This is a genomic window from Sulfobacillus thermosulfidooxidans DSM 9293 (genome assembly GCF_900176145.1).
Lineage (GTDB): Bacteria > Bacillota > Sulfobacillia > Sulfobacillales > Sulfobacillaceae > Sulfobacillus > Sulfobacillus thermosulfidooxidans.
Genome location: NZ_FWWY01000001.1, coordinates 2900706 through 2923246, shown reverse-complemented (window position 1 = coordinate 2923246; position 22541 = coordinate 2900706). Strand labels below are relative to the sequence as shown.

Genomic DNA, 22541 nt, shown 5'->3' with positions numbered 1-22541 from the left:
CCTTCTAAGAGCGGAACAAATTTTAAAATTTCACCGAAAAGACAAACATCCTAAAAACCCTTGACAAATAAAAAATCTGCCAATCATCTTTAACCTGGATGACTGGCAGTCAAATAAGCTAGAATCACAGGACTCAGATAATAATGCAGATAAGTCCTCCCGAACCTTCATTGATAATTCGCTGAAGTGTTTCCTGTAATTTTTCCTGGGCATTTTCTGGCATCTTAAATAACTTAGATTGAATGCTTTCTCGGACCAAATCATGTAAAGATTTGCCGAATAAGTTCGTTTCCCATAATTTTACCGGATCGTCTTCGAATTGCTCCATCAGATATTGGACCAATTCATCCGCCTGTCGTTCCGTCCCAATAATTGGCGTAATCTCTGTTTCAATATCGGCCCGAATCATGTGAATAGAGGGTGCCGTCGCCTTAAGTTTGACACCAAATTGCGCTCCACGCCGAATGGGCTCCGGTTCCGCTAAATTCAATTCGGTTAGGCTAGGCGCTACCATCCCGTAACCCGTTGCTCGGACCTCATGCACCGCTTCTTCCACTTTGTCCCATTCCGCTTTGGCCACGACATATTCCCGCCACAATTTCATGATGTCTCCGTATGTGGCAACATGGCGATCGGCTAATTCCCCGAGAACCCGGAAGAATAAATCGCCTTGGACCCCGACAAAAATTTCTGCGATGCCTGTTCCCAAATCCATATGCACCAGGCGAACGTCATCCAGATAGTCATAGCTCTTCAGGTTGTTCACGGCCGGATCGACGTCCCGAAGGCGGGTAATGGCTGCTTTGGCTTCGTCCAGAGCCGTGTCGATTTGTTTACGTAACCAGTGAGACGTCATTAACGCTTCGACCCAGTCCGTTAATTGGAAACTGATATCAGTCACTGGAAATTCATACAGAACTTGCTCGAGAATATGGACAATGTCCTCTTGCTGAAGCTCCTGACAATTAACAGGAATCACCGGGACATCGTAGTGTTCTTGGAGTTCTAAAGCAAGAGTCACGACCTCTTCTGAAGCAGGTTGCGAAGAATTTAACAAGACCACAAATGGCTTACCCAATTCTTTGAGCTCACTAATAACACGCTCTTCTGCGTCTAAATACGCATCCCGGGGTAAGTCGCCAAAGCTCCCATCCGTTGTGACAACCAGACCAATGGTAGAGTGGTCCTGGATGACCTTACGCGTGCCAATTTCCGCAGCTTCCTCAAACGGCATGGCTTCATCGGCCCAAGGCGTCATCACCATGCGTGCACCGTCTTCTTCTAAATAACCCAAGGCTCCGGGCACAGCATAGCCGACACAATCCACGAGTCTAGCCCGAAACGCAATGGCATCGGTGAGTTGAATTTCCACTGCCTCGTCGGGGATAAATTTGGGTTCTGTGGTCATGATGGTCTTTCCGGTACCACTTTGGGGCAGCGAATCTTGAGCCCGTTCCCGGTCATTGAGGTCTTCAATAGCTGGTAAGATCATACGTTCCATGAAACGTTTAATGAATGTTGATTTGCCGGTGCGGACCGGTCCCACGACGCCAATATACACATCGCCGCCGGTTCGTTCGGCCAAATCCTTAAACAGATCAAACTTTTCCATCCTTGTGGTTCCCTCCCTTTAGGTCTCCATGTGGGTTGGCGCCGGTCCCCGCCTGTCCCGGGATCACCCTAATGATGACAGTAGCAAGATATGAGAGAACCACCGGATTCATGCCCATGCTGGTAAAAAATCTCATAGAAATCTAAAAATCCGATTCCTGTACTCGTTCCCGGCTCATTAAATCCTGCACCGCTTGGCGCACAGGTTTACCATTAAAAATCTCCACCACTTCTGAGGTAATCGGCAAGGGCAAACGAAATTCATCCCCGAGGCGTTTGGCGACATAGGCAGTCGGCACACCTTCTACAACCATTGAGGTACTCGCAATAATTTCGTTCAAGGGGCGTCCCTTGGCCAACTCCTGGCCCAACCACCTATTTCGCGATTTGGGGGAACTGGCTGTAGCGACAACATCTCCCAATCCTGATAGGCCCGCTAATGTACTCCATTTCGCTCCGAGTTCCACGGCCAACCTGCCCATTTCATGAAGACCCCGTGTCATGATGGCCGCTTCGGCATTCGCACCGAGTCCCGATGCATTGGCAATTCCCACAGCAATGGCTAAAACGTTTTTCAATGCTCCACCTAACTCGACCCCGACAATATCCGGCTGACCATACAAACGCAAATTGGCATGACCCAAAAGTGGCGCCATCGCATCAAACAGGGCAGCACTACCAGCAATGACACTCGCTGCAGGTTGACCCAAACTAATCTCATAGGCCAAATTCGGCCCGCTTAATGCCCCAAGCTGTGCATTAACCTCGGGCCAACAATCATGCAGGACTTGTGTCATCCGTAGAGCGGTATGTTCTTCAAGTCCTTTAGCTGCTGAGACGACATGATGGGCATCAGTCACAAATGGGCGCAACCTTATAGCTAAGGTCCGCATGTGTTGGCTGGGAACAACCATGAGCCAATTATGGGAATATGCTGCCGCCTCGCCAAGATCATGCGTAAAGACCACATTCGGGGGAAGCTTAAGATGAGTAAGATACTGAGGGTGGGAATGCGTGCGCTTTAAAATATCACATAATTCTTGGCGTCTCACATACATCGTCACTTCTGTACCGGAGCGTGCTGCAATATCTGCCAATGTGAGGGCCCAATTTCCCGACCCAAAAATGGTCAGACGCGGTGTCATTGTTCAAACTCCCTTCTCGAGCGAGGACGGAACGAGAGTTGAATGGGTGAACCGCGAAATCCCCATTTTTCTCTTAAACGGTTCTCGAGATAACGCTCATAACTAAAATGAACCAGTTCCGGATCATTAACAAAGAGAACAAAATGGGGTGGCTTTGTCGATACTTGCGTTGCATAATAAATTTTCAAACTCCGCCCCTTATCTGTTGGTGGCGGATTTAAGTGCACCGCTTCTTGAATCAACTGATTGAGCTGGTGGGTTGTAATCCGCGCCGTAAAGCTTTGATAGGCCTGGGTTATCGCGGGCCAAATCATATCTAAATGCCATCCGGTCACCACCGAAATGGGAATAATGGTGGCATAGTCTAAAAATTTGAGTTCTTCACGAGCTTTGGTTTGGATAGGAACAGTGCTCCCTTTAACCAAATCCGATTTGTTGAGCAACACCACACATCCCTTGCGCGCCTTATGAATTTGGCCAGCAATGCGTTGATCTTGCGCGGTGAGTTGATCATTGGCTGCTAATAATAACAAGACAATGTCTGCATTGCGAATCGCATCTAACGTGCGTTGCACCGTTTTTTCTTCCAATTCATCAGATATCTTATTGGGTCGTCGCAATCCCGCTGTATCAAGAATGACATAGCGTTGCCCATCAATATCTAAGACACTATCCACAACATCGCGTGTGGTCCCAGCAATCGGGGTCACTAATGTCCGTTCCTCGCCCGTTAGCGTATTAAGAAGCGATGATTTGCCAACATTGGGACGTCCCGCTAACGCAATGCGAATCTCGTCACCAGATGGTTCCTCATCCGTGGCAGCCTGAGGTGGGAGACTGTCAACAATCCGGTCAAGTAAATCCCCTACACCTTCACCGTGCACTGCGGAAACCAAAACAGGGTCACCCAGCCCAAACTCATAAAATTCTATCCCAGTGATTTTAGGACTCTCGGCCTTATTGACAGCCAAAATCACCGGCTTCCGCGTTCTCCTCAAAATTTCTAGCACATCAAAATCTCCACCCGTGGGTCCCGCTTGACCGTCTACAACAAACACGATCACGTCTGCGTCGTTCAGAGCAATTTCGGTTTGGGCACGAGTCATTGATAATAAATCATCATCATCGCTAATCCATATGCCTCCCGTATCAACTAACGTAAACGTCCGACCATTCCAATCCGTATCCTCATAAAGACGATCACGCGTTACACCAGGCGTATCCTCAACAATAGCACGCCGGGTTTCTGTGATACGATTGAACAAAGCCGATTTACCCACGTTGGGTCTTCCGACCAAAGCTACTAATGCCAACCCAATCCCTCCAATGATTACGATTATCCCAGGGTCTTGGGACTCTGGCAAGACAAAGCCTTATGGAGTTTTTTCCGCTGTAGCCGATTTCAGTCAATCTGCGGCGACTCCACAGCCGTTTGTCACGCAGATCCCAGAGGGTGAATGGGCCTCAATTATGGCGGAACAGGATGAATCGACGCCGAAGCAGCGGCCCGACGGGCCGTTCCGGGATTTCGATGAATGGGGGTGGGGTTCACGACCCCACGAGGCGGCGCATCCGCTCCGGTTGCCGTTGCCGTATCCGCCCGAGCGCCATCGCCAACATCACGATGAGGGCCAACCCGCAGCGGAGTTGCATTTTCTTTAGCCCCCGAATGGTATGGAGTTCCAACCCGAACGACACATCCAACCGACTGTTCACCCGTTCCACCGCCGTGCGATGGGCATACTCGCGCTTCCATTGATAACTGGCCCGGTCCATGGGCGTAAAAATCCGCCGATCGGTCTGTAAGGGAATGCGCAGGCCCTGGACGACGGGGCAGGTGTCTTGACCCCGGCAGGACACGCCCGCAAAGCGGGCGGGGCACCGCTTTTTGAGACGTTGGCGCCTGACTTCGAATCCGCCGTTACTCATGGTGTGAACCTGACCCGTGACCGGATCCTGACAAAAGACGTCGCCACGATAATTGTAGGTCACCGTCGAATGGCCCGGTAGCACTCGCGTGGCATCCGGGTCCCGCCACATATTCCGGATATCGATCACCGGCTTAATCTGGTAGCTATCCCAGCAGGCGGCGATCAATTTGGTATCATCATAGCCCCGGTCGGCCGTTAAAAGGACGGCACGGGACAGCAGCACCCCGTGGCGATGGTGCAGATGATCCAACATGGGCATCGCCCGGGTCACATCGGACACCGACGCTTTCGTCACCTCCCACGCCACCGGCAATTCGTACGTCGAATCCACCACCAGGTGCAGCTTATACCCGAACCACTTGACCACTTTGGTCCAGGTAGTCCCGTCCTCATGCACACCGCGGTATTCCTTCCGTCCAAAATCGGCATCGACGTCCCGGCGCCCATCGGCGGTGGGGTTTTTGGCGGGCCGCACGGCCCGCGACGAGATACCCTTGCTGTCCATGGCCAAGCGCTGACCGAAATTCGGGAGCACGGCGGCGAGGTCATCCACCAGCTGCTCAAACATCCCGTCCACGGTATCCTGTTCGGCCATCAGACGATGCAGAAATCGGGTGTAGGCCGACGCGGGCGGGACGGCCGCGTTGCGGAACCCGCACAGCATGCGCAGTTGCGCATTGCGGGCCAGTTCTCGGCGAAGGCTCTCGATGCTGGGGTGTTGGAAAACCACCCCGGCCAACACCGAATTCCACATCGCCCGGACCGGGTACGCATTCCGCCCATGCCCACGGGCGGCTTCCAGGTGGGCCATGAGGGTTTCATCCGGGACCGTCTCGAGGACGAGCACGAGGCGTTCGAGGTCGCCTAATTCTTCGAGATCTTGCCACGAAAAGAGAGAAAGTTGTGGTATGATAGCCATACGGGAGAGCTCCTTTCGGAAAATTGTGGTTGGTACTTCAATTTTACCAGAGCTCGGCCCGTTTTTCTTAGGGTTTTGCGGGTTTCGGGGATCGCGGCACGGTGTGCCGCGGGTGGGGTCAAATCGGCCGCCGGCGGCCGACCGGGAACCGAAAAGCCGCATTCCTCCGTCCATGAATGGGGGAAATTCTTTATGAGCCTCTGCGAATCCCGCGCCCCTCTACGGTTTCAAGACAGCGCAAATGCCTCTTATGAATTCGACATTTCGGCACGCCGTTCGGTGTGAATCCAGTTCATGATCCATGACATATGCCAGGCAATAAGGGTCGAACTCAACACAAAAGCCATGTCGCGTGTCGTGCCAAAATGAATATGTCCCGCCAGCAATGTCAGGATGATACCGGATTGTATCGCGGCCATACCTGCTGATAAAGCCGAGTAAAAAGGGTCGTGAATGATAGAACCGATAAATACCCCCGTCATGACACTTTCCCACACAGCCCAATTCACCACATCTGCATGGTGAGGATTTATTGGACCGAACCCACGAACCACCGTAATCATGACAGCAATTATAAAGGTCTCCCACCATAATCGTGAACGGCCTCTTAATAAAAACACGCTGGCCATAAAGGCTTCCCAAGCTATATTTCCAAAATTGGCCTGGTGAAAAGGATAAAATGTTGCGGTAATGATAGCGAGCACACTCGTTATCAGCATAACCAGACCGATCCTGGCACCACGCAGCTGGTGCCTATCGAAAACTTCACGTCCGAATCCTGTCATCATTAAGATGGATCCCGCAATCCAAAAAGTAAACGTTGCTAAGAGGAACATCGTCACCGCCTCATTCCACACCAGTGCTCCGCAATCGACATGAAGACATGAATTATTGTCCCGCACCGGTGTCTTTCCATGCATTCAGGCTTTGTGATAAAATGACGCAGCTTATAGGGAAAGTGGTAGATGTCGCAATTTTATCCTGTTTCTAGGAGGAACCGTATGCCTCATTACATGCGTTTTTTGGTTTTGGCTTCCTTCATCACCGCCATTACCGCAGTGGGTGCTATTACATCTTTTACCTTACCGTTTTTAACCGTCGTTCCGTTTAGTTTACAGGTACTAGGTGTCTATCTGGCCGGAGGCTTATTGCCTCCTAAATGGGCGTTTCTCAGTATGATGACTTATCTGATTTTAGGCGCGCTGGGGCTTCCCGTATTCGCCGAAGGGGGTCACGGCGTGGCCATCCTTGTGGGCCCATTTGGAGGTTATCTGTGGGCATTCCCGGTCGCTGCCTGGGCAATGTCCATATTGACGGGATCGACCACACACAAAGGTCGGCTCATTGCGGGTCTAGCGGTTAATCTTATCATCATCTATCTAGGAGGCATGATAGGACTCATCTTAACAACCCATGCGACCGTACCGCACGCATTTCTTGAAGGCGTTGTACCCTTTATGGGATGGGATGCTCTGAAAGCCGTCATTGCCTTTCCGATTATTCGAAAAGCCCGAGCGTTTACGATCGCTCGATGGGGCGAACACAGTTACCGGCAAGCGGGGTAATTACGGAGGACATTTGCCAGAACATCCATATACTAACCCCCGAGGTCTACCTCGGGGGTTAGTAGTCACTTGCTGGTCGAAGCGTGTCACCTAACATTTTACGGTTCTTTTTCATCATCCCAGTTCCCTGCGTGATACGCATTTAAATGCTCACCGATAGTGGTCGAACCGCCATCCTCCTCGATGTGATCATGGGATGATAAAGCCCCATTGGCGATATCTTCGTCGGCCTGCCGTTTAGACAGTGAGATGCGTTTGTTCGCCGCATCGACCGAAAGGATTTTCACCCAAATCCTATCTCCCACAGTCACCACATCAGAGGGTTGATGAATCCGTTCGGGAGCAAGCTGTGAAATGTGTACCAACCCATCAACGCCTGGTTCTAGTTCGACAAACGCGCCAAATCCTGCCAGTCGAACGACAACGCCTTGATATAATTGCCCAACACGGTATTTTTCTTCGACACCTTCCCACGGATTTGGCAGAACCTGTCGAAGGCCTAGTGAAATCTTATTTTTCTCCGGATCCAGTCGCAGGACTTTCACATCAATTTCTTGGCCCACTTCTAAGACTTCAGACGGGTGGTTAATGCGTCCCCACGACATTTCACTGATGTGTAATAGACCATCCACCCCTCCTAAGTCAATGAAGGCACCAAAATCCGTTAAACTCTTGACAACTCCATGGCGTACTTGCCCTTCTTGAATAGTTTGCCAGAGCTGTTCTTTTTTCGCATTTTCCTCGATTTCCATTGCGATTTTGCGAGACAAAATCGCACGCCGTTTGTTGCGATCTAATTCAACAACCTTGAGCGGCACCACTTGTCCTAAATATGGTGTCATGTCACTGACATAGCCCCGGGCGATGTGAGAGGCTGGAATAAACCCACGCAGACCCACATCGACCACTAATCCACCCTTAACAATTTCTACGACGGGTGCATGTAAAATTTGGCCAGATTCTTGAGCCTCTTCAAGTTTTTTCCAGGCTTCTTGTTCGTCGGCCCGTTTTTTCGAGAGTTTTAAAACACCCTCTTCGCCCTCATAACCTAATACATAGACCGATATGACGTCTCCCAGCTTCACCACATCTTCGGGGCGCTCAATACGGCGGTGACTTAAATCCTGCAAATGGATGATTCCTTCGGATTTTGCCCCCACGTCCACGAGCACACCATCATTGGAAATATGGACCACTTTCCCTTCCACTATGTCCCCAGGATGGACATCCTCCATGGGCGCATAAGCGAGAGAATCTTCCATATTCATGATGTCTTCATGCTCTTGATTTTTAGCTTGCTCCGTGGTGTCCTCTGGCATTGTGTGTTCCCGTTCATCCATGATCGCCGGCCCCCTTGTCATTGCGCCTGTATGAAACGTGTTTCACATACTACTCCTTTACATATTACACCGGAAGTTGGCATCAATCCAAGAATTTTCATATGACGCGTTATCGCTTAATACGTTTTTTCCGCGAAAAATGTTCGACCTGATTGCCGGGAATTTGCTCGGCAATCTTACGCATAATCAACTTCTGGGCTTCATGCCTTTCCATGTCACGGGGAATGGTAAACACTTCCCCAATGGAATATCGAATCGTTTTGCGAAAACCATATTGCCCACTAATTCCAATGGGAATACAAGGGGCTCCCGTCTTTTGTGCCAAATAGACAGCACCTGCACGGGCTTCTTGCAAAGCACCTGTTTCAGAGCGGTGACCTTCAGGAAAAATCATTAAGGCCTTTTCCTGTTCTAAAATGCGTAAAGATGTGCGAATAGCTTGCCTGTCTGGATGACCACGGCGCACCGGAAAAGCGTGAAGATGTTGAATAAGCCAACCAAAAATAGGATATCGGAATAATTCCACTTTTGCCATAAAATACACGGGTCTCGGCATCAAAATAGCCGCCATGGGCGGATCTAATAATGTGATGTGATTAACTAAAATCAGTAATGGTCCTTTTCGCGGCACATTTTCTACGCCTTTAACCTCAATGCGGAAATATAACGAAAAGGCCCAACGTACCATCCAATATAAGACCCAATAAAACATTACGAGACGCGTTGCCGATAATACTCCAACATCATATCGACAACACGATCCACCTCCATATCGGTGGTGTCAATCAAAATGGCATCCTCCGCTTGACGCAAGGGACCCACTTCTCGGGCAGCATCCAGGGTATCCCGGTGACGAATTTCTTCCCCTAATGTCTCTAAATTGGGATGAAATCCTAAGGCCACCAAATCATTTAACCGGCGGCGTGCTCGAGCTTCCAATGATGCCGTCAAATAAAATTTTAAGTCCGCATCCGGCAAAACGTATGTACCAATGTCGCGTCCATCCATCACCACGCGTCCTTCACGCGCCATGGCGCGCTGCCTTCGAACCATTTCTTCACGGACCAGAGGAAATCCCGCGACCAACGAAACACTCGCGTTGACTTCCGGTGTCCGAAGTAGTGTGGTGACGTCTTCCCCATCTAACCACACCGATGGTTGTCCTTGACCATTGCCTATCAAATCAATGGTGGTCGACTTCAATAAATCGGCCAACTGTGATTCATCACGTAAATCAATACCATGTTGCAATGCCTTAAGTGCCAAGGCCCGGTACATTGCTCCAGAATCAAGATACAAAAAGCCCAATCGTTCCGCCATTTTTCGGGCCACGGTGCTTTTGCCTGCACCGGCAGGCCCGTCGACTGTCACGACTGGGCCTCGTCCCACAGCCTTCATTATCCCTGTGACTCCTCACGACTCTTTACGAGATCTTCGCGTAATACCACAGCACCATATTGATAGATGTGGCGGATTTCTTCTTGCGATTTTTGCGTCTCGGCTTGCATTAAAATGCGTACCGTCATGGGCAATCCATGAGGGACATCCAATTCTCGCATACAGATAACTGGCACATATTGCCAACCAATTTGTCGTGCCGCTTCCGCTGGAAAGGTCGCATGGAGATCAGGAGTCATGGTAAAACAAATACTGCTCATATCTTCTGGGCGTATATCGTTCGCGCGAGCCATCTCCAACAAAAGTTCCTGGGTGCGTTCTAAAATGTGATGCGCCTCATCACGATCGACCTGTGTCGCTCCTCGTATTCCCCGAATCAATCCGTCAACATCCTTTCTATCCATGATATCCACATGCTATTACGCCTGATCACAACATGATTTCGAGATTTTTGCAAGTGATTTTATGATTTCTGGCCTTCCTTAGCCTCCAATTGAATCTTTTGCTGACAGGTACGACAGATGTAAGGATGTTCAGGACTATACTTTAATAGCTCGTATTCTTTAGTCCAAGCGGCCACATCGCTTACTGTACCACAAATTTGGCAACGTACTTGCATCCTTATCCCTCCTAGCTCATGATGTGACTGAGAAAACCTTTAAAAGGGGGCCATCATGTCTCAAATAGTGTCCCAAAACCCGATGGACATCACCATAGAAATTGTTGACGAATATATAGGGCGAATTCCAGAGAAAACACTACGTTTAGCCCGTGATTATATCTATGAAGACCGCTGTATCCGCAAGATGAGGATGCCTGGCCGCCTCATTGCGGAACTGCGTGGTTACCATGACTCCTATATTCCACATTTTGAACTCTCTAAGGATTTGTGGCAAGGGGGCTGCACGTGTTCGCGCCCAGCACCATGTGCTCATATTGGAGCCTTACTGCTAAGTTTTCGCGAGCATCCCGAACAATTTGTTTTTCCACCGTACGCCTTTGCCATGGCATTACAAAATTCATGGAACGTTCTTTTTGAGGCTACAACAGGCAAGAATATTCTTCGCTTGGTGCCCGAAATCGCGCCATGGTGGATGCTGCCTCGCAACATCGCGCATACTAAGACCGAACCAATGGCTCTGGATAATTTAGAGCGCATTATTCATCAGCCTCAAATGCTCGTCGATCTCCATCCGAGTTGGTTAGATGATCCTGCGATTTTAAATGCTTTAAGGGGCTGGAAGAACCCACAGCTGATTCGCAAGCCGGGATTGTTGTTCTGGGTTAAACTGTGGGCTTATAATCCCTTTTTGCCGTTGGACCATATTTTTTCGAGTTTTCCTGGCGAAGTCGAGGCATTGACGCCCGTGATTCTTGCTGAGTTATGGAATCCGGGAGTGATTCCTTTTCCAAGAGAGCGGCAATGGCAACGTGTACAGCGTCTGTTATCCCTTTTGGAAGTGATACCTTCCGTGCCCATAGTTTTTTTATGGGATCAATTTGCAGCGATGGATCCGCTGTTTTTAGGGAGAACCCATGCCCTAATTCGCCAAGGCCAAATGGACCAGGCTATCCACTATATTGAACAGCACTGGCCCGAAGATGAAAAGGAACAACATATGGTGCGTCAGGCACTTATTAATTGGCTACCAGAGTCCAAAAAATTGCCGTATCTCATTGCCGATTGTCTAGAAACCGGATCGCTTCCTGAACTGCAGGAACTCAAGAAACATCTCACGCCCGAAGCCTATGAGGATTTAACAAACTTGTTCAATCGCCGCTGGGCATCCACTTACGAATCTTAAGATCTGGTGAAGGGGTCAGTCCAGGAATTCTCCCCCGTTTCGCCACGGGCTGACCATCAATCGCTTTGAGATCCATCGTCATATCAAGTGGTGGAGCCGCCGCAATGTAACTGCCCACACCAAATCCCGTAACCCCAGCTTCTTTTAAAGCAATAATCCGTTCCGGAGTGAGTCCGCCAGATACAAAGATTCCCACATGATTAATCCCTTTTTGGGCAAGACGAATACGGATTTCTCGGACTAACTCCGGTGTCACGCCGCCCCGTTCTCTTGGCGTATCCAGCCGGATCGCATTAAGCCGCTCTTTCAGAGCCTCCGCCACCCGAATTGCTTCCTCGGCCTCGTCTTTGAAAGTATCGACCAAAACCACTCGTGGAGCATCTTCTGGCATGATCCGGTCATAGGCCAAAGCAGCCTCGACAGTATCTCCGGCCATCAGAAGTAAGGCATGAGGCATAGTACCCGAGGGCATTTGATTCGCCTGACGAGCTCCCAAAATACTACTGGCTCCCTTAGCCCCGCCTACCAAGGCAGCCCGGTCCATCACCGAAGCCACCGCAGGATGGACATGCCGGGCACCAAACGAATAGACAGGAACGGGATCGGCAGCTTCCACAATCTCGCGAGTCGCGCTTGCCCAACCCGAAGAGGACGCCAAAATCCCCAACAATGCCGTTTCGTATAATCCAAAGTCCCCGTAACGTCCGGTTATCCGCATCACCACTTGTTTCGCGGTGATTGTTGTGCCCTCGTCTAACGCCTCCACCTGAACTGGCAAAGGCTCCAGTAATGACAAAGCCTCATCGATGCCTGCAAGTAGCCCAGGCCGATTGGCAAAAATTTCAGCGGTCACAATCTTATTGTTCAGTCCTAATTCCTTAAGAATTTGCTGGGTTCCCACGAAGTACACATCAGCGGTGATTCCGGCCTGAATTTCCTCGGGTGTGGCTGAGCGAATGCCGCGAGGGGACGGCTGGTATTGTTGAACGGCCTGGACGCTTGATACCACGTGCTGTAAATCTGGATTTGGTGAAGTCATTCGATTGGTCATCCCTTCGATTCCTGGAATTCTTTTGCCGTGCAGTTTCCACCATGCTATATAATGCCTTGACTTCGCGGTGTGTCAACGGTCGAAATTGCCCCTCTTCAAGGCCTTCCAATGATAACGGTCCAAAGGCGATCCGTTTTAAGGACAAGACGGGATGGCCGATGGCCTCAAAGATTCGCCGAACTTCCCGTTTTCGCCCTTCTGTCAACGTCAGACGAAACAGCGCATTGTTGTTTTCAGTCCGAAGAATTTTAATGTCTTGGGGATGGGCATATCCGTCATCCAGTTGAATGCCTTTTTCCAATCGCAACAGATGATTGCGTCGAGGAACGCCTTGAACCCATGCCTCGTAAACTTTAGGTACGGCATACGACGGATGCATTAGATGATGCGCCAACAACCCATCATTGGTCATAATGATGAGACCCGATGTCTCTTTGTCGAGACGGCCCACAGGAAAAACTCGCCCGAATCGAGCGGGCACGAGCTCAGAAATTAGATGCTCCGCGTGACGGTCTTTCAGCGAAGTGGTATAACCTACCGGCTTATTGAGGATTAAATAGGTTCGTTCGGTTTTGAGTTGAAGGGGACGGCCGTCCACGACAATTTGATCGGTCTCTGGGTCTACCACTTGACCCAAATGTGCCTTCTGACCGTTGACGAGGACCCTTCCTGCATCAATCCATGTTTCCGCTTCACGCCGCGAACAGAGTCCGGCTTGCGCTATAACTTTTTGTAGACGGGAATTCATGCCGTCCCTCCTTTGATGAACAACCTATTCACGAATCAAAAAAATACATTCAACTTCCACGGCAGCATTAAGCGGCAAGGCATTGGTGCCCACAGCTGAACGGGCATGCCGTCCCTGTTCTTGGAAGATTTCTTCCAAGACCCACGACGCTCCATTAATGACTTGTGGTTGATCATGAAAATCCGGCGCCGATTGTACAAATCCCACAACCTTAATAACGGCTTCCAAACGATCTAAATCCCCAACAGCTGCCGCTGCCACACTAATCGCATTTAAAGCAGCTTGACGAGCCGCTTGTTGCGCCTCTTCGAGACTCACACTATCGCCCACTTTGCCCTCCGCAACAAGTTTCCCCTCTCGAAAAGGCAACTGCCCCGATGTAAAACACAACGATCCGGCCACACGCGCAGGCACATAAGCGGCTACCGCTTTAGGAGCTTCAGGTAAGATAATTCCTAGTTCTTGTAATCGTTTAGATAATAATCCCATTTTTGTCCTCCATTCATGCTTGTCACGGCTGTATCATATCTTTTCCTAGACAAGACGTCGCCACTCGGGATTTTCCGGATCAGTATACCAGGTTGTCCCATCTATTTCGACCGTCACCGTGTATCACTAAAGGAGCAAAGACCATATGACCGCGATTATCGAAACGGTATCAGTTTGGGCCATTCCCTTTCTCATCGGATTTATTCCGATTTATGGGTGGCTTAAAGGAATCAAAGTGTATGAAACCTTTGTCGAAGGAGCCGAAGAAGGATTTCGTATGGCCGTCCGGATGATTCCTTTCTTAGTTGGTATTTTGGTTGCCCTCAATATTTTCGAAGCTTCTGGAGCTCTTGATGCCGTCATACATTTTCTTTCCGGCCCTCTCCGCTTTTTAGGTGTTCCAGCGCCGGTGGTTCCCTTGTTGCTAGTGCGTCCTTTATCAGGAGGTGCGGCATTAGGAATTACCACCGGATTATTGCACCGCTACGGCCCTGACTCTTTTGTTGGCCGGTTGGCATCGACCGTGCAAGGAAGCACCGATACCACGTTTTATGTTGTCACCCTCTATTTTGGGTCAATCGGTATCAAAAAGATTCGCTATGCGCTGACCGTCGCGTTGATTGGGGATTTGGCCGGATTTATTGCCGCGGTATTTATCTGTCATCAACTCTTTGGATAATCCCTTGGGTCATGACCTCAAGCACGATGGGCGTGATGGTTCGAAGTTTTGCCTAGACCAAAAGAAGAAAAGAGTAAAACGGATTTGTTGGCAAAACCAATGAAAAATGTCCTAATTCACAGGCCCTTGTGGTCGGAACCTCAGGCACATGGGCAGGGGATGAAGACCCCATGCCCGATGCCCCCAACCTTCCTAAAATTTGTTCGGGGTGGCAGACGATCACGATGCAGTCAATCTATTCAAGATGAATTCCGGGAACTCGAATCCCAATTATAGTTTATCGTTGCGGTGAAAATGGCGGAAGAGGCGCTCTGCGGTAATGGCGACGACGGAAGCCACGGTTGTCGCGACAATGGTCGGTCCAACAATTTCGGTAGGGTTTTTCGAGCCGGCCGCTACCCGTAAAGCAATGACGGTAGCTGGGATAAGATTAATCGAGGCCGTATTGATCGCTAGAAAGGTAATCATATTGGCCGACGCTGTATCTTTGATGGGATTAAGTTTTTGCAACTCCTCCATCGCTTTTAGTCCGAAGGGCGTTGCCGCCCCTCCCATCCCCAGGATATTGGCGGCCATATTCATTAACATATTTCCCATAGCTGGATGATCTTCGGGAATCCCAGGAAATAACCGCGAAACAAATGGCGCGAGCAGACGAGAAAACGCTCGCATCAACCCCGATTCTTCCGCAATTTTAGCCATGCCTAGCCATAGCGCCATAATACCGATGAACCCGAAAGCCACTTCGACAGCCTTTTCACTCCCTGTCACAATCGCCTGCGTCACCGACATCATGGAGTGATGTATGGCACTCACTACCAAGCCACCAACAATTAACACCAGCCAGACAATATTAACCATGCTAATCCCCCCAATATTCTCGGGAAGATTATATGTAGCTCGTCCGGGTAAAAGACTCGCCTGCTCTAGGGCACCAATACAACATTATCAATTAAACGGGCTTGTCCGATGCGCGCAGCAAGAGCTATCAAGGCAGGAGAATCTGTAATCACCTCAATGGGTTCGAGTGTTCGTTGGTCGACAAGAGCAATATATTCGGGATCGATGTTCTGACTTTGTAGGACCTGTTGAACTTTGTGTATCAGCTGATTTGCTCTACGTTCCCCGTTCTCAAACAGTACCTGCGCCGCATATAGACCCTGATAAAGAAACGCGGCCTGTTCTTTTTGTGACGGCGTTAAATATTGATTGCGTGAGGACATGGCCAGACCCGATGTCTCTCTCACGGTCGGTACGCCAATAATCTTGATGGGAAAATTTAAATCCTCGACGAGCTGTTTGATAATGGCAAGCTGTTGAGCATCTTTTTGTCCAAACAAAGCCATATGGGGCCGCGTAATATTAAATAGCTTGGCGACAACCGTCGCGACCCCATCAAAATGGCCTGGCCGGCCTAATCCACACATGACCGTGGTCATCGAAGGTACTGTAATGATCGTGCGACTGGGTCCATGCGGATACATTTCCATAACCGAAGGAGCAAATACCGTAAGCGGATGATAAGGCTCTAAAATCGATAAATCGTTCTCTAAATTACGCGGGTACTTCTCGAAATCTTCATGCGGTCCAAATTGCATGGGATTGACGAAAATGCTAACAATGACAACAGGCGCCAACGTCTTGGCCTGTTCCACCAACGCCAAATGACCGGCATGTAACGCGCCCATTGTCGGCACTAACGCCACTTTTTGATGGGACGGGACACTATCGCGAAAGCGCTTCATCGCGTCCAAGGTTTCTAAACACGTGATCCGTGACACCGAAAGGCTCCTCTCATGGCTCTAGTAATCCCTTAAGTTGACGAATAAAGTGATCTTCACTTAAGGCACCTTCAAAACTGTGTTTCACACTTAAATCCTTCACCGTCATAACCGTTTTGGGAACTGCGTAAACGCCTTCTTCCTCCGACCATTCCGCAAACTCGTTAGCCTCGATGGATTCTCCACGGATTCTTGCCGGATTGGCCAAAGCCATCTGATGGACCAGGCGAACCGCCCGGGGACAATGCGGTCACGTGGGCGTTACAAAAACTTGCAACAGCACATCATGTTCCAAATTGCGAATATAATTCATGGTCTTCTCACTCAACCGAGAGCGGCCAACCGAAACATCGAGAATATCTTCAATGAGTACAGCGAATTCATAACCTGATGGTATCCCTAAAATACGAATGCCCGTATCATCCTCGTTTTTGTCGCGCAAAATTAATGTCGGAACGTGATCGACACCATAGAGGGCGGCTAATAATTGATTTTTGTGAAAGTCGTAGACTTCAAGATGTAAAAGGTCCGGCATTAAACTGACCACTTCACTGAGAATCCCGTGCGTATGCTGACTCCACTCTTGGTCGGGATCCAAAAACAAATCGACATGCACAGGAAATTTGAGGTCCCGAAACATTTCTGCCAAGGTTTGCCGATCCCGTTCATTTAAAAATCCCATAGTTGTCCCTCGCTGCCAATAATCAGATCACACACTCCACAATGCCATGAAAACTTGTTGAGAACATCACTGAGTTCCCTCGTTGCTGATACTTTATGACACCGAGGGTCAATGGGTCACCCCGAATCTTTGGTACGTTGTACCAGACATTATACTGCTCTCCCTGCCAAAATTCAGTTAACAGATTCTTTCGGATTTTGCCCCGTTGACTCAGGCGACGTGGAGGATTTGTCCAGATGTGGCCAACTCAGACGCCGGCGCGCCGCTAAAAACTCTTGGCCCAAAGCCTCTAAACGCATTTCAATAGCTTTGCGATCATCTTCCCAGAAAAAGATATCCAGCAACCGTTTTTCCAGGCTTCCTCGGCGTTCTAAATGTCTGAGAATCACATCAAGTTCCCCAATCACATGGCGAAACAAATCAATTTTCTCATGCAGTAGATGTAATATATTTTCTTCAATGGTGTCAACCGTGAACAAGTTGTAAATTTCCACCGGATGTTCTTGGCCCATGCGGTGAACCCGACCGATACGCTGCTCAATACGCATGGGATTCCAGGGTAAGTCAAAGTTAATTAACTGGTGACAAAATTGCAGGTTTAATCCCTGTCCACCAGCCTCTGTGGATACTAAGACATGGTCCCCGTCGGCAAACCAGGCAATCAAGCGGTCACGCTCAGTGCGGGTTAATCCTCCATGAAAAGCTTCAGCCAAAATGCCTTGATCCCTTAAGAAGTCGACAATCATTTGCTGACTGGCCCGGTATTCCGTAAAAATGAGCACTTTACCTCCAATCACTCGAATCAAATCACTAATCGCTCGAATTTTGGCGGTCACCGGGATGGACCGGGCCAGCTCTAACAGTTCTTCTTGGAGGGATCCTAACCAGGTGGAGGATTCCAACGTCGGAATTAGGGCCTGCGGTGACGAACATAATTCTCGTTGCAACGTAATTAAAGGCAGCACCGTCTGATTGCCTTGAAGGCGCTGGCGGTATTCCACCTTCAAAGCGTGGGTCATCGTGTCATACAGGCGGCGTTCTGCCTCACTGAGTACAATGGGCCATAATGTGACTTCACGGGGAGGCAACGATAATCCCACGTCCTGTCGTTGATTGCGAACCATCACTTGAGACAATAACTTTTTTAATGCCCGTGCATTTTTAGGCGTCCGTTTGTCCAAGATAAATTGGCGATAAAAACGTAAATAATTGCCAAATAATCCGGGTTTCACCAAGTTGACCAGGGTATATAATTCTGTCAATTCATTTTCCATCGGTGTGGCCGTTAGTAAGACTAAATACCGCGACTGAAGGCCTTCCACCAACTGGTAATTTAAGGTCTTCGTATTCTTCAGGTGATGCGCCTCATCGACAATGACTAAGTCCCAAGGCACATATTGTAATTGTTGATAAAGGGGAGGTCGTTTAGCCGTATCAATGGATAATACCCACAACCATCCTTGATCATGCGCATTGTGTAACGCTTGCCAGCCAAACTTATTTTTTAGTTCTTGAATCCATTGGGTAATCAACCCCGCTGGCACTAAGATCAAGACCCGATCGACAAGACCTTGAGCCTTCAATTCTGCGATAATTAATCCCGCCTCAATGGTTTTGCCAAGTCCCACTTCATCAGCTAAAATGGCTCGACCTTGAAGATGATTGACCACCGTTAACACACTGTCGATTTGATAACTGTGCAAAGACAGCCCCTTGTCGACAAAAGGAGCGATCGTCGGCCAACAATGAAGATGGCCCATTAAGTGCTCAAGAGACGGCGTTTGTCGCGATTTTCTGGTCATTGGCCCCCACCCTCCAACGAGTGATTTAAGGTGGGAGGAACCATGATTCCTTGATCTTTAAGATGCTGGCGTAAAGAAATGACAGGTGTAAAAACGCCGAAAAGATCACCATAGCGCCCAATTCGTTCTATAACACGCGGCATTGTCCACCACGTGGGCAAAATATCCACTTCGTCAAGCATGACAGGACAGGAAACAGATGCCGTCTCAACCGCGCGCACGCTGTAGACTCCCGCCATAGTCCGGTGATATCCGTTTTGCAAGAAATCGATATAGACCCGTTGTCCTCGCTTAACTTTTAGACGTTCTGTGGTGAATAAATGAGGGTAGCTCTTGACAGCGATCTCGGCAATAAGATGACACGCCATGGTTACGGTTTCAGAGGGTTCAGGCTCAATTCGAATATAAATATGCATCCCTTTATGACCCGAGGTTTTTAGAAGATAAGGAATACGGAGTAATTCCAAAAGTTTGGCCATGATTTTTGTTGCCTCTGCGACTTTCTCCCACCCTACCTCATGGGGATCCAAATCGAAAACTGCCCAATCATGCTGGTCCGGTTCCTCAATTAAACCGAGCGGAACATGCCATTCAATAACCCCCAGTGCCACCCATTGTAACAATTCTTTCCATGAATAAATTTGAATCATCTGCGAGGCATTGGTCCGAACCCGCTCATGTTTTTGATAAAACATCGGCCCGTGAATTCCATGGGGCCACCGTTTCACCGTCAAAGCACGATGCGAATAGTGCGGCAAAATCACCGAGCTCACGGCAGCATAATAGTCCAATAAATCGAGCCGGGTCACCCCGATTTCTGGGAATAACACCCGCTCAGGGTGCGAAACATGAAGGCTAATTCGATGTTCGCCATTGACGAATTCGACCATGCCGCATCTTTCCTTCTGCTGTGAGTTCTCGGTATTCGACTTCCACGTCAATGGGACAGGGTAAGCGCCAGACGATATCCGTCCCTCTTTTTTCCCTGACCAATGATGAAACGTCTACATTCCAGTTTTTAGGGGCTAATAATTTCGTCATCACATGTCCACCGGCATTGTCCCCACTCACCCACCACATCCACTGACCGTCCTCGGCTTCTGAAATGATAGGGACTACGGCCCACTGACGGTTCATCACCAAAAATTTTTGCCATGTCCTCACGCGTTTGCCTGGCAAATAGGGACTGTTTAAGTGCTTCGCCATGACCCCTTCAAGACCATGTTCCCTGGCCGCCTTCCACAACGCCATGCCCTGTTCGACCACACCATCCGCCACGACAATTTTTCCCTGCGTTGACACCACATTATTCAAATATTCAAGGCGTGTTTTCAGCGGTTTGGTCAAAAGCCATTCACCCTCGGCATATAAACAGTCAAACACAATCACTCGGTGCTCCCCCACATGACGTCGTTGAAGAGCCGAAAAAGACGGTTTGCCATTCTCCCACGCAATCAACTCCCCATCTAAAATGACAGGCCGATCGAGCACCTTAGCAACATCCGATAAATCCGGAAATTGCCTGAGTAAGCTTTCTCCCTTACGCGAAAAGATTTGGAGATGGTCGGTCCAATGGATTTGACAGCGGTAACCATCCCATTTAATTTCATACCGCCACTGGACATCATCAAAGGGATGAGGTACGGTAACCGCCAACATGGGAGCAATGAAGGTGTGAGGATCTCTCATACCCTTTGGGCTGTCTGCGACACTGATGCCCGTAATTGTTCCATCAAGGACATCACCTCCCGGGTTGTATGGGTTTCCTCCGGGGTTATTGCTGAGGGCATTAATGCTTGTATCCGTTCTAACAGCTCTCGCTTGGCTTCATTGGGATAGCGTTCGGGGACAAATGGCTCCTGCATTTGTTTCACTAACATTATGGCCATATCCCGTTCTTTGTCAGATATTTGCACGGATACATCACCAAAGTTTTTTCCTTCTTCACGCAAACTTTCCGGAAAATACAGGGTGTGCATCATCAAGGTCGACGAGTGAAAGGTCCGGACCACGGCTAAGGACGGCTTAGAGCGAAGCGTCAGCTCCGCCAACGCGACTAAATGCGTATCCTGCATTGTCTCCGCTAATAACCGGTAAGCCTTGTGCCCACCTGGCAGAGGTTTTAGCCAGTAGGCTTGCCGGAAATAAACCGGATCAATGGCATCTAACAGATGAAAACTCATGATGGTCACGTTATGGTCTTTCGACGGTTGGATGATGTCCTGATCCTCGAGCACCACATAACGTCCATCCGGTACAGGAGCCCCTCGCACAATTTCACCGGGTTCGACTTCAACATGGCAGATGGGACAATATTTGCGATATTGAATCCTGGATCCACACACCTTGTGAAGCCAATGAATCTCCACTTTCTCATCATCCATCGCTTTATACACCTGGATGGGGATAGAGACCAGACCAAAACCAATAACCCCTTTATACAGGCTTCTCACGAGCGTCCCCCTATTGAGACAAGTCTTGGGGATCGACCAGCGTTGTGGTGTGGTCTTGGGCCTTCGGTTTACTGTTGCCGCTGATGAGATGCTGGATTTGGTCGATAAGTTGAGGCACATTATTCACAATCGATTCGAGCACATCTCCGCGATCGACAGAGAGTAACCGGACATTGTCTCCATGAGCCACCAGAAATCCCACGGGATGAACCGTCACTCCGGCTCCACTCCCACCGCCAAAAGGATGCCCAGGCCCGTCACTTTCGCGTTTCCAATATTCACCACCCCCCGCGGCAAATCCAAAGGAAACACGTGACACCGGAATAATTGTGCCGCCATCAGGCGTCTGAACTGGTTGACCCACCACCGTATTCACATCAATCATGCCTTTAATCGATTCCATGGCGGTTTTCATGAGACTTTCAATAGGATGTCCCTCTTTATATGCATGCGAGTCCGTGTTGGTGATATGTTCCACAACGTTCACTCCTACCTCAAAGTTTTGTCTGGCTGCCGCTTGTCGTCGTAAAATGTTCCTACACACCTATTTGTGGTAACGCCCATGGATCAAGAGGAAAATGGCTCGAATCAACGCCGCGAGGGATGCTTCGACCAGATTGATGATCCGAAATCGTATCGTCGCGTTAAATTCTCCTTGGAATTGCACGCGATCCCATACGGGATAAATCCCATAAACCGGGCGGCGGGAACTTCTCGGTGCTATGCGCAAGCTTACCCAAGGCCCCAGCAAATTATTCAACAGGCCAATAATTAGGGCCGTGCTGGCGGCTTCCGCTAGCCCTAAATACAACACACAAGAAAAGTTGGTTACGGACGTTCTATCCCATAGCGTTTTCACAAAATGGCTATAGATTTTAAGACCCGTGAATCCTTGCGACACCCTTTTGGGGTCAAACCCTGTAGTCGGCTTAACCTTTTGTGCCGGAGTCATGGGAACACGCCAGGCATGGTTACTGTGCCAACCGAGAATTGTGGCGTTAAAGCCCATCGTCCATTGAGTTCCTTGACCAAACACCTTGATCGTGGTTGTGACCGGTACCAACAAGACTCCGACAACCACAACCCCAAAACTGGTAGCCAGGAAGACTGCGATTGCGATCACCCACTACACGAAATTGACA

The 22541-nt window shown here is 49.4% G+C and carries 26 protein-coding genes; 3 read left to right on the top strand and 23 right to left on the bottom strand.

Annotated elements, in window-relative coordinates; all coding sequences use genetic code 11:
- Positions 1–133 precede the first annotated feature (133 nt).
- The 5 genes from spoIVA to B8987_RS14500 form a co-directional block, all read right to left on the bottom strand.
- A complete protein-coding gene (gene spoIVA, locus B8987_RS14525; protein WP_020373120.1) occupies positions 134–1612 on the bottom strand; it encodes a stage IV sporulation protein A in 1479 nt (492 codons plus the stop codon).
- A 142-nt stretch (positions 1613–1754) separates the two neighbouring features.
- On the bottom strand, positions 1755–2756 hold the full coding sequence (locus tag B8987_RS14520) for an NAD(P)H-dependent glycerol-3-phosphate dehydrogenase (protein WP_020373122.1): 1002 nt from the start codon (positions 2754–2756) through the stop codon (positions 1755–1757).
- Complete coding sequence (gene der, locus B8987_RS14515; RefSeq protein ID WP_020373123.1) at positions 2753–4069, bottom strand: ribosome biogenesis GTPase Der; 1317 nt, start codon at positions 4067–4069, stop codon at positions 2753–2755. The genes B8987_RS14520 and der overlap by 4 nt, the downstream gene beginning before the upstream one ends.
- A gap of 235 nt (positions 4070–4304) precedes the next feature.
- Positions 4305–5606 (bottom strand): transposase, encoded by a 1302-nt coding sequence (locus B8987_RS14510; RefSeq protein ID WP_084660898.1) that lies wholly within the window; start codon positions 5604–5606, stop codon positions 4305–4307.
- A gap of 248 nt (positions 5607–5854) precedes the next feature.
- Positions 5855–6442, bottom strand: a complete 588-nt coding sequence (locus B8987_RS14500; protein WP_020373125.1) for a hypothetical protein — start codon at positions 6440–6442, stop codon at positions 5855–5857.
- A 165-nt stretch (positions 6443–6607) separates the two neighbouring features.
- Between B8987_RS14500 and B8987_RS14495 the strand changes: the two genes are divergently transcribed.
- Positions 6608–7171, top strand: coding sequence for a biotin transporter BioY (locus B8987_RS14495; RefSeq protein WP_020373126.1), 564 nt, complete (start codon positions 6608–6610; stop codon positions 7169–7171).
- Positions 7172–7269: 98 nt separating this feature from the next.
- Here B8987_RS14495 and rpsA read toward each other — a convergent pair whose 3' ends face one another.
- The 5 genes from rpsA to B8987_RS14470 all read right to left on the bottom strand — a co-directional run bounded on the left by rpsA (position 7270) and on the right by B8987_RS14470 (position 10528).
- Positions 7270–8511, bottom strand: coding sequence for a 30S ribosomal protein S1 (rpsA, locus tag B8987_RS14490; protein ID WP_084661675.1), 1242 nt, complete (start codon positions 8509–8511; stop codon positions 7270–7272).
- A 109-nt stretch (positions 8512–8620) separates the two neighbouring features.
- Entirely contained in the window at positions 8621–9223 is a 603-nt protein-coding gene (locus tag B8987_RS14485; protein WP_020373128.1) for a lysophospholipid acyltransferase family protein, read from the bottom strand.
- On the bottom strand, positions 9223–9909 hold the full coding sequence (gene cmk, locus B8987_RS14480; protein WP_020373129.1) for a (d)CMP kinase: 687 nt from the start codon (positions 9907–9909) through the stop codon (positions 9223–9225). Before cmk ends, B8987_RS14485 begins: the two co-directional genes overlap by 1 nt.
- Positions 9909–10313: a chorismate mutase gene (gene aroH / locus B8987_RS14475; RefSeq protein WP_037913546.1), complete on the bottom strand. Its 405-nt coding sequence runs from the start codon at positions 10311–10313 to the stop codon at positions 9909–9911. The genes cmk and aroH overlap by 1 nt, the downstream gene beginning before the upstream one ends.
- A 59-nt stretch (positions 10314–10372) precedes the next feature.
- Positions 10373–10528 (bottom strand): DUF2197 domain-containing protein, encoded by a 156-nt coding sequence (locus B8987_RS14470; RefSeq protein WP_020373131.1) that lies wholly within the window; start codon positions 10526–10528, stop codon positions 10373–10375.
- Positions 10529–10583: 55 nt separating this feature from the next.
- Here B8987_RS14470 and B8987_RS14465 point away from each other — a divergent pair, with 55 nt between their 5' ends.
- Positions 10584–11714 carry a hypothetical protein gene (locus tag B8987_RS14465; RefSeq protein WP_020373132.1) on the top strand — a complete coding sequence of 377 codons (1131 nt, stop codon included), beginning with the start codon at positions 10584–10586 and terminating at the stop codon, positions 11712–11714.
- Here the strand turns inward: B8987_RS14465 and B8987_RS14460 are convergent.
- From B8987_RS14460 to B8987_RS14450, 3 genes are read right to left on the bottom strand one after another with little or no spacing between them, the layout of a single operon-like run.
- Positions 11680–12723: a nicotinate phosphoribosyltransferase gene (locus tag B8987_RS14460; protein ID WP_081503112.1), complete on the bottom strand. Its 1044-nt coding sequence runs from the start codon at positions 12721–12723 to the stop codon at positions 11680–11682. The two genes, B8987_RS14465 and B8987_RS14460, sit on opposite strands and share 35 nt — an antisense overlap.
- Complete coding sequence (locus B8987_RS20050; protein WP_020373134.1) at positions 12626–13513, bottom strand: pseudouridine synthase; 888 nt, start codon at positions 13511–13513, stop codon at positions 12626–12628. The genes B8987_RS14460 and B8987_RS20050 overlap by 98 nt, the downstream gene beginning before the upstream one ends.
- Before the next feature lie 24 nt (positions 13514–13537).
- Positions 13538–14002: a RidA family protein gene (locus B8987_RS14450; RefSeq protein ID WP_020373135.1), complete on the bottom strand. Its 465-nt coding sequence runs from the start codon at positions 14000–14002 to the stop codon at positions 13538–13540.
- 145 nt (positions 14003–14147) lie between these two features.
- On the opposite strand from B8987_RS14450, the gene B8987_RS14445 reads away from it, so the two are divergent.
- A complete protein-coding gene (locus B8987_RS14445; RefSeq protein WP_020373136.1) occupies positions 14148–14681 on the top strand; it encodes a spore maturation protein in 534 nt (177 codons plus the stop codon).
- 270 nt (positions 14682–14951) lie between these two features.
- Here B8987_RS14445 and B8987_RS14440 read toward each other — a convergent pair whose 3' ends face one another.
- From B8987_RS14440 to B8987_RS14395, 10 genes are all read right to left on the bottom strand, one after another.
- Positions 14952–15542 (bottom strand): nucleoside recognition domain-containing protein, encoded by a 591-nt coding sequence (locus tag B8987_RS14440; protein ID WP_020373137.1) that lies wholly within the window; start codon positions 15540–15542, stop codon positions 14952–14954.
- A 65-nt stretch (positions 15543–15607) separates the two neighbouring features.
- Positions 15608–16462: a pantoate--beta-alanine ligase gene (gene panC, locus B8987_RS14435; protein ID WP_020373138.1), complete on the bottom strand. Its 855-nt coding sequence runs from the start codon at positions 16460–16462 to the stop codon at positions 15608–15610.
- Between the two features lie 13 nt (positions 16463–16475).
- Positions 16476–16676, bottom strand: a complete 201-nt coding sequence (locus tag B8987_RS14430) for a hypothetical protein (protein ID WP_020373139.1) — start codon at positions 16674–16676, stop codon at positions 16476–16478.
- 36 nt (positions 16677–16712) lie between these two features.
- Entirely contained in the window at positions 16713–17144 is a 432-nt protein-coding gene (locus B8987_RS14425; RefSeq protein WP_020373140.1) for a hypothetical protein, read from the bottom strand.
- 173 nt (positions 17145–17317) lie between these two features.
- Complete coding sequence (locus tag B8987_RS14420; protein ID WP_020373141.1) at positions 17318–18946, bottom strand: DEAD/DEAH box helicase; 1629 nt, start codon at positions 18944–18946, stop codon at positions 17318–17320.
- Entirely contained in the window at positions 18943–19836 is an 894-nt protein-coding gene (locus B8987_RS14415; protein ID WP_020373142.1) for a DNA polymerase domain-containing protein, read from the bottom strand. The genes B8987_RS14420 and B8987_RS14415 overlap by 4 nt, the downstream gene beginning before the upstream one ends.
- A complete protein-coding gene (locus B8987_RS14410; protein WP_084661674.1) occupies positions 19802–20635 on the bottom strand; it encodes an ATP-dependent DNA ligase in 834 nt (277 codons plus the stop codon). Before B8987_RS14410 ends, B8987_RS14415 begins: the two co-directional genes overlap by 35 nt.
- Positions 20632–21399 carry a non-homologous end joining protein Ku gene (ku, locus tag B8987_RS14405; protein WP_020373145.1) on the bottom strand — a complete coding sequence of 256 codons (768 nt, stop codon included), beginning with the start codon at positions 21397–21399 and terminating at the stop codon, positions 20632–20634. Before ku ends, B8987_RS14410 begins: the two co-directional genes overlap by 4 nt.
- A 10-nt stretch (positions 21400–21409) precedes the next feature.
- Positions 21410–21877, bottom strand: a complete 468-nt coding sequence (gene ytfJ, locus B8987_RS14400; RefSeq protein ID WP_020373146.1) for a GerW family sporulation protein — start codon at positions 21875–21877, stop codon at positions 21410–21412.
- Between the two features lie 66 nt (positions 21878–21943).
- Positions 21944–22522, bottom strand: a complete 579-nt coding sequence (locus B8987_RS14395; RefSeq protein WP_020373147.1) for a hypothetical protein — start codon at positions 22520–22522, stop codon at positions 21944–21946.
- Positions 22523–22541: the final 19 nt, after the last annotated feature.

Bases quoted from the DNA above. Each gene is read 5' to 3' on its own strand.
- spoIVA (WP_020373120.1), bottom strand. From the start codon at position 1,612: ATGGAAAAGTTTGATCTGTTTAAGGATTTGGCCGAACGAACCGGCGGC.
- B8987_RS14520 (WP_020373122.1), bottom strand. From the start codon at position 2,756: ATGACACCGCGTCTGACCATTTTTGGGTCGGGAAATTGGGCCCTCACA.
- B8987_RS14510 (WP_084660898.1), bottom strand. From the start codon at position 5,606: ATGGCTATCATACCACAACTTTCTCTCTTTTCGTGGCAAGATCTCGAA.
- B8987_RS14500 (WP_020373125.1), bottom strand. From the start codon at position 6,442: ATGTTCCTCTTAGCAACGTTTACTTTTTGGATTGCGGGATCCATCTTA.
- B8987_RS14495 (WP_020373126.1), top strand. From the start codon at position 6,608: ATGCCTCATTACATGCGTTTTTTGGTTTTGGCTTCCTTCATCACCGCC.
- rpsA (WP_084661675.1), bottom strand. From the start codon at position 8,511: ATGGATGAACGGGAACACACAATGCCAGAGGACACCACGGAGCAAGCT.
- B8987_RS14485 (WP_020373128.1), bottom strand. From the start codon at position 9,223: ATGTTTTATTGGGTCTTATATTGGATGGTACGTTGGGCCTTTTCGTTA.
- cmk (WP_020373129.1), bottom strand. From the start codon at position 9,909: ATGAAGGCTGTGGGACGAGGCCCAGTCGTGACAGTCGACGGGCCTGCC.
- aroH (WP_037913546.1), bottom strand. From the start codon at position 10,313: ATGGATAGAAAGGATGTTGACGGATTGATTCGGGGAATACGAGGAGCG.
- B8987_RS14470 (WP_020373131.1), bottom strand. From the start codon at position 10,528: ATGCAAGTACGTTGCCAAATTTGTGGTACAGTAAGCGATGTGGCCGCT.
- B8987_RS14465 (WP_020373132.1), top strand. From the start codon at position 10,584: ATGTCTCAAATAGTGTCCCAAAACCCGATGGACATCACCATAGAAATT.
- B8987_RS20050 (WP_020373134.1), bottom strand. From the start codon at position 13,513: ATGAATTCCCGTCTACAAAAAGTTATAGCGCAAGCCGGACTCTGTTCG.
- B8987_RS14450 (WP_020373135.1), bottom strand. From the start codon at position 14,002: ATGGGATTATTATCTAAACGATTACAAGAACTAGGAATTATCTTACCT.
- B8987_RS14445 (WP_020373136.1), top strand. From the start codon at position 14,148: ATGACCGCGATTATCGAAACGGTATCAGTTTGGGCCATTCCCTTTCTC.
- B8987_RS14440 (WP_020373137.1), bottom strand. From the start codon at position 15,542: ATGGTTAATATTGTCTGGCTGGTGTTAATTGTTGGTGGCTTGGTAGTG.
- B8987_RS14430 (WP_020373139.1), bottom strand. From the start codon at position 16,676: ATGGCTTTGGCCAATCCGGCAAGAATCCGTGGAGAATCCATCGAGGCT.
- B8987_RS14425 (WP_020373140.1), bottom strand. From the start codon at position 17,144: ATGGGATTTTTAAATGAACGGGATCGGCAAACCTTGGCAGAAATGTTT.
- B8987_RS14420 (WP_020373141.1), bottom strand. From the start codon at position 18,946: ATGACCAGAAAATCGCGACAAACGCCGTCTCTTGAGCACTTAATGGGC.
- B8987_RS14415 (WP_020373142.1), bottom strand. From the start codon at position 19,836: ATGGTCGAATTCGTCAATGGCGAACATCGAATTAGCCTTCATGTTTCG.
- B8987_RS14410 (WP_084661674.1), bottom strand. From the start codon at position 20,635: ATGAGAGATCCTCACACCTTCATTGCTCCCATGTTGGCGGTTACCGTA.